This is a genomic window from Halomonas llamarensis (assembly GCF_023555005.1).
GTDB classification, from domain to species: domain Bacteria; phylum Pseudomonadota; class Gammaproteobacteria; order Pseudomonadales; family Halomonadaceae; genus Vreelandella; species Vreelandella llamarensis.
In genome coordinates, this window is record NZ_JAMJPJ010000058.1 from 1 (window position 1) to 4770 (window position 4770).

Sequence of the window (4770 nt, forward strand, 5' to 3'; positions counted from 1 at the left end):
ATAGCGGGGTTCAACAAACTGGAACTGGTCGTGAATAACGTGAAATTCCAGGATGGGGAGCCCTTAACAGATCAGTCAGATAGGACCGCCGCCTAAACGGTCATACACAAAATTTGACAATAACTCGGCGATCTTACCGTGAGGACCAATCAGGACGGAGACCTTCCAAAATCCGACCCCATCGTGCAGACCAAGAACCGCATCGATGGTGTGTTCGGCGATAAAACCGAGATCATGATCGGCATACAAAGCGACACGATTTTCAGGCCGTCGACGCTACAGAAAGTAGCTGATATCGCCAATGACCTGCGCCACATCAGTTATGTAGTGCCTGATCAAATACGCAGCCTCTCCACGGTTAACAACGTGGTGCCCAATGAGTGGGGGCTGCAAGTCGGCGAGTTCATGAAATCAGTTCCCAAAACAGCCGGGGAGGCGGAAACCCTCAGGCAGGCGGTTCGTGACAACAAGCTTGTCCACGGCCGTTTGGTCTCCGAGTCGGGGGATTTCACCATCATCAGCGCTAAAGTCGAGGAAGGCTACGACCAAGCAACGCTGTACAACGCTATTTATGAAATCGTGGAGCAGTACGAGGGCCCAGAGCAGTTTTATGTAACCGGCGAGCCTATATTCACTCAAGAAATCGACGGCGGCATCCAGAAAGATACAGCCCTACTCATTCCTCTCGCGCTGTTGCTGATCATGGTGGGTCTGCTGATTTGTTTTCGAAGTGTGACCGGCGTGCTGCTACCGATGTTGGCGGTGGTGTTAAGTATCGTCTGGGCCATGGGGATGATGGGGCACTTGTCACTTCCACAGACAGCGGTTTCGTCAGCACTACCACTTCTGCTGGTTACTATCGCCAGCTCCTACACCATACATTTACTGATATATCATAATAACGAGCGTTCCGGTGACGATAGAACACGATCTGCGTTTTCAAGGATAACGCCCTCTCTCATTATGGTAGGCGTCACTTCGGCACTGGGGGCTTCCTCCCTTTACGTGTTCGAAATATTGATGATCAGAGAGTTTGCCATTGCCGCAACTATCGGTGTCTTCTCTGCATTGATTATTAACCTCACCATCATTCCCGCCATTCTGCAGGTTATTAGCCGACGGAAAAAACCACAGCAAGATAGTGGGCCTGCCAAGCCGAGCTGGTTGGATCGGCGGTTGATCGCCGTCAGCATGTACTCGTTCAAAAACAGCAAAAAGGTTGTTTTGGTCTACCTCAGCATCTTGGTCATTGCCTTTATTGGCGTGAGCAAGGTGAAAACGGGGCTGGACTTTTTGAACCTGTTCGAAGAGGACAATCAGGCAAAAGTGGCGTTCAACGTTTTTAACGAAAAAATCGGCGGTGCCCGCTTTATCAATGTGATGATAGAAGGCGATGAACAGGGTGCCGTTCAGCGTGCGGAAACACTACGGCAGATGCGCGAATTCCAGGACTATATGGAGCACCAGCCGGGCGTAGGCTACACAAACTCGATTGCCGATGTTATTGAGCAAATTGCCGAGTCTGTTGAGGATGAACGAGGAGCAGAATTCGTCCTCGACAATGACAAGCAAGTGGCTGAATACTTGATGCTTTACGAAATGTCGGGAAGCCCAGGGGATTTCTCTGACTTGGTCGATTATGACTATCGCAGAGCCAAAATCCAGCTGATGCTGACCACGTCTTCGCCAGACGACCACAAGCACCTCTATGACCTCGCCAAGCAGTACACGGATGAGCATTTAGGCCCGACGCTGCGTGCGGACTTCGGTGGCGATGTCATTCTTTGGTTGGCGCAGGATGGCTATGTCGTCAAGGGTAAGATCTTAAACATTCTCATGGCTATCGCGATTATTGTCGTTATCGTGGCGCTTTCCTTTAAATCCATTGCCGCCGGCTTGCTCGCCATTGTACCCGTCGCGTTCGGCGTCACGGTTACCTTTGCCGTCATGGGTTTCTTCGGCCTGCGTCTGGACATGCCCACGTCCATCATTACCGGCTTGGCGGTGGGTATTGGCATCGATTTCTCCATTCACTACCTGACAAGGCTGAAGAAGGAAATGTCAGCTACCAACGACTTCGAGAAATCGCTGGTGGCAACCTCAACAATCTCTTCTAAAGCAGTGCTGTTCGATACTTTTACCAACATGCTGGGTTTTTCCATGCTAACGCTATCCCAGTTTCTGCCTGTCCAGATTTTCGGCTACTTAGTATCTCTGACCATGCTGTTGATGGGGGGTAGTGCAATCATTCTGTACCCGGCACTTATCAATATCGTTCAACCCAAATTCATATTCACACATCAGGAAACAGCTCAAAGGAGTGCTTATGAATCTGCGTAAAATTCTACTGGCCGGCGTGGTTCTGGCTAGCATCTTAGGTGGCAACACCGCCTACTCAGAGCAATACACAGCCCGTGAGATCATGACTCTTAACGAAGCAGCCCGCAAAGCGGATATCAGCGAGACGGCTGAGCTGGAAATGGCTCTTATTGATAGAGATGGTCGATCGAGAACACGGCGCGTGTTATTTATCCTCGATGATACTGACCCTGCGCTTCGCAAATCGTATATGAAGTTCCTGTCCCCACGAAATGTAGAAGGCATCTCCTTTGTTCAGATCGAACATGCTACTGAAGATAATGACCGATGGTTGTATCTGCCTTCGCTACGGCGTACCCGGCGCATATCTGGCAACACTAAAACGGACAGTTTTGTCGGTACTGACTTCAGTTTCGAGGACTTCGAGATACTCGACGGGACAGTTGCGGGCACTAACCGAGACTACGAAATATTGCGCACTGAAGAAAAAATGGGGCATGAGACCTGGGTCATTGAGGCTTTACCGGCTACTGATGAAGAGCGTGCCGTTACGGGGTATGGCAGAAGGGTTATCTGGATCTCGCAAGAACATTTCCACGCCGTTTACACCGAATTCTATGACCATGATGACGAGCTCTTCAAAGTCATGACGGCGGATAACTTTGGCCTTGTTGAAGGCGGGGACGAGAATGAATACCGCCCTCACAAGTTGACAATGGAAACGCTTAAAACCGGCCACAAAACCGTGATCGACTTCCATGACTTTGTACTCAATAAACCGCTTAGACCGCAGATGTTTACGCGTGAGTACTTATCGCGCGGCTAGCAACCGCGGAGCCCCAGCTGAATTTGGAAACTGTGAAGAGGGATTATTTTTACAATGAAATCTAGGCTACTGCTTCTGTTGTCTGTCATTTCGGCTAGCACAAGTGCCGGGGAACTCAGCTTTTCGGGCGAGCTGGTATACGACGCGTCTTTTCAAGTTGACGATAGCGAGATTCAGAAACAGCAGCTTTTGTCGATTAATGACGTCGACTATTATTTCAATGGAGGTGTCAGTGTTAGCGCTAGAGTGAACCTGAACCATGATATTGATAACAGTCTTCACCGCGACTATGACAACATTTTTGCATACTCTGACGCATCGAAGCCCTACTATTTCGACGATGGCTGGGCGGATCTACGCGAACTCTACGTCGATATACCTCTTAACGGCCACTTCCTGCGACTGGGGAAACAGCACGTGGCCTGGGGGGCTACAGACGGTCTAAGAGTGCTCGATATTGTTAACCCGGTAGATTACGAAGAGTTCGTACTAGCACCTTTCGAGGAATCTCGTATTCCCACCTGGATGGTCAATTACAGTCATCGCTTCGATCAGTACGCAGCACAACTGCTGATAATTCCAGATCAGACGTTGTCATTCGTGCCCAACGGCGCCTTCATGCCCTCAAGCCCCTTAGTCTCTCCCACTATTGATGATTCTCGCGCGGTAACGTTTAAAAATGAACACCCCGACGATCTACGCGGCAAGACAGATGTTGCCCTGAGAGTCGGAAGGTCATTCTCAGGTCATGACGTGAACCTCGTGGTTGCACGACAAACGGACAAGGATTACGTCTATCGTCGCGAAACGAATTCCGAAGGTGTGACCTACCGGCCTTATGCACCCCGTCGCAACATTTATGGAACGTCCTATTCCACAGCTGTGAGTGACTACGTGCTCCGGTCAGAATTGGCTTATTCAACTAACAACGCTTACTTCACCCGATCAAACGAGGGTAATGGGATTGATCTCGCGCGAACGGTGAACTATGGCGTCGCATTAGACTGGTACGGTGCCAGCGACAGTGTCGTTACCTTCCAGCTTTTCCAAGACATTATACTGGAGTCTGCGGATAACCTTTACCAGGATAAAACCGAGACAACATGGAGCCTCAACCTGTCAAAGGATCTGTTGAATCAGCGATACGTTGTCGAGGCCATGATCATGCAGAACTTAAATCGCCAGGATGGTTTTACGTCTTTCAATATTCGCCATAACTTCTCGGACTCAGTAACACTAAAGGCAGGGTTCGATTACTTTTTCGGTGATACTGATGGCTTGTTTGGCCAGTTTTCGGATAAAGACAGGCTGACCTTTGCCGCCCACTACACGTTTTAGAGAAGCTCTGATGTATAAGACGATTGCATTTTTCGATGTTGATAACACCGTTGTCAATATCATGACGTTGGTCAGTTTTATGAAATTCTACCACCATGCGGAAGGTAATCCTGATGAGTACTTTCGTCGGTACAGCATCCTTGAGTCCATGAAGCTCAACCCCGGGTTATTCACTAGGCAGGCCTGAAAACAAAAATAGTGGATGGTAATCTCTAAGGTAATCAATATGTTCCGCCAAGAACACGATTCCAAGAGGCCATCCACTATGGGTGAAAGCGTAACGTCCT

3 protein-coding genes are annotated in these 4770 nt (G+C 49.4%); all 3 read left to right on the plus strand.

Annotation, left to right across the window (positions count from 1 at the left end; genetic code table 11):
* The first annotated feature begins 138 nt into the window (after window positions 1–138).
* The 3 genes from M8006_RS17340 to M8006_RS17350 are packed head-to-tail and all read left to right on the plus strand — an operon-like array spanning window position 139 to window position 4483.
* Complete coding sequence (locus M8006_RS17340; protein ID WP_250084421.1) at window positions 139–2340, plus strand: efflux RND transporter permease subunit; 2202 nt, start codon at window positions 139–141, stop codon at window positions 2338–2340.
* Window positions 2327–3145 carry an outer membrane lipoprotein-sorting protein gene (locus M8006_RS17345; RefSeq protein ID WP_250084422.1) on the plus strand — a complete coding sequence of 273 codons (819 nt, stop codon included), beginning with the start codon at window positions 2327–2329 and terminating at the stop codon, window positions 3143–3145. The genes M8006_RS17340 and M8006_RS17345 overlap by 14 nt, the downstream gene beginning before the upstream one ends.
* A 54-nt stretch (window positions 3146–3199) precedes the next feature.
* Window positions 3200–4483 (plus strand): DUF1302 domain-containing protein, encoded by a 1284-nt coding sequence (locus M8006_RS17350; protein ID WP_250084423.1) that lies wholly within the window; start codon window positions 3200–3202, stop codon window positions 4481–4483.
* The last annotated feature ends 287 nt before the right edge of the window (window positions 4484–4770 follow it).